Annotated in this window: 2 protein-coding genes; both read right to left on the reverse strand. The window is 56.8% G+C overall.

The window, feature by feature from the left end:
• Positions 1–29: 29 nt before the first annotated feature.
• Positions 30–833, reverse strand: a complete 804-nt coding sequence (locus lacNas_RS13855; RefSeq protein WP_201330157.1) for a protein-ADP-ribose hydrolase — start codon at positions 831–833, stop codon at positions 30–32.
• Positions 833–1,657, reverse strand: an 825-nt coding sequence (locus lacNas_RS13860; protein WP_201330158.1) for an SIR2 family NAD-dependent protein deacylase, incomplete at its 5' end; no start/stop codon positions are given. The genes lacNas_RS13855 and lacNas_RS13860, both read right to left, overlap by 1 nt.

Raw genomic sequence — 1,657 nt, forward strand, 5'->3', positions numbered from 1 at the left:
GCTTTCTGCAAAAGCAGAAAGCCGTTTTTTTATCCATTCAGCAGCTCTTGGTACAAATCCCGGTCGCTGTCTTTGAACACGTTGAAGACCACTTTTAGAACTGAGCTGCCTTTATGGGCATCCAGCCAGCTTTTGATCGTTTTTACCGCTATTTTCGCGGCCGCGGCCGGCGGAAAGCCGAAGACGCCCGTGGAAATGCAGCAAAAAGCGACCGAGGAGAGCTGCTGGTCATCCGCCAGCTGCAAAACCGACTCGTAGCAATCTGCCAGGACCTGCTCATCTTTTGGAGTCAAGGAGCCAGCGACCCGCGGGCCAACCGTGTGGATCACGAAGCTGGCCGGCAGGCGGTAGCCAGGAGTGATCTTGGCCTTGCCGGGGGCTTCTTCCCTGCCCTGGGCCCGCATCAGCCGGTACAGCTGCTCGCGCATTTCCACCCCGGCCATGGTCTGGATGAGATTGTCGACGCAGGAGTGCAGCGGCACGAAGCAGCCCAGCATCTGGGAATTGGCCGCGTTGACGATGGCGTCGGCCCGCAGAGTCGTGATGTCGCCCTGCCAAAGTGACAGGCGCGGGTCCAGCCGGCTGGCGGGCAGCTTTCGCGCGTCGGTAATCCCTTTTTTGGCCGTGACCTTGCTTAAAAGCTGGGCCTGGATGATGTAGAACCTGTCCGGCAGGGTATGCCCGGTTTTCCCTTTCGGCAGGCGCAGGTTGCACAGGGCCCGGTACAAGTCAAAGGCCCGGCTGAAGTCGTCTGGCAGCGCATAGCCGGCATATTCCGGCATTTCCGCCTGCAGGCACTTGATCAAATATTGAACTTGCTCGAGATCAGTCATTATTTTTCTCCTTCTGCCGGCAATTTACCGGCCGCGTCAACAAGCTCAGCGATCCCGCCGTTGATCAGGAGGCTTCGGTCCAGGATGTCCTCGCTGCAGCCGGCTTCTCCCTGGTTGACGCAGATGTAAAAAGCATTTTTGTTTTCGGCCGTGAGCTGCCAGAAGGGATACTTGATGATCGCCGGAGTGTTCATGCCCACGCCCAGTTCAAGGTAAACGATCTTTTTGCCGGCGTTTTTCAGCAAAAAGTCCCGGTAGCGGCCAGCAGCCTGCTGCCAGCCAGCGTCTTGGACAAAGTCCTCGTCGATCCGCAGGTTGGTGGTCATTGCCTGGCCGTCATCCGGACAAAAAGGCAGGAAGTTGTCCGGGATGGTCATTTTGACCTGGCCGCCGGCCGGCCAAAGCAGGTCGTTGTTTTCGGAAAACTGCCAGCCTTGCGCCAGCAGCATTTCCCGGACCATTTCATAGTTGTCGTAGGTCTTGCCGGCTGAAGGGCCGCTGGGATGCAGGCTCTGGAAGAGGCCGTAGTCGCCTTGGGTGTAAAAAAGGCGCTTTTTGTCAAAGCCGCTTCTTTGAAAGCAATGGTCAACGTTCGTCGTCAAGACGAAGTAGTCCTTGCCCCTCACCAAATCCAGCAGCTGCCTGTACAAGTCCGTCGGGATGGGCGCGTAGCGGTTGATCCAAATGTAGCGGCTCCAATAAGCCCAGAATTCCCCCAAGGAGGGATAAGGGTAAAAGCCGCCGGCATACATGTCGGCGAAATGGTATTTTTCCGCGAAATCCTTGAAGTACTTGGCAAATCTTTCGCCAGAGTAAGTGTAGCC

The sequence above is a fragment of the Lactobacillus nasalidis genome, from assembly GCF_016587775.1.
Taxonomy (GTDB): domain Bacteria; phylum Bacillota; class Bacilli; order Lactobacillales; family Lactobacillaceae; genus Lactobacillus; species Lactobacillus nasalidis.

Coding starts and splice junctions, on each gene's coding strand:
- lacNas_RS13855 (WP_201330157.1), bottom strand. CDS start 833: ATGACTGATCTCGAGCAAGTTCAATATTTGATCAAGTGCCTGCAGGCG.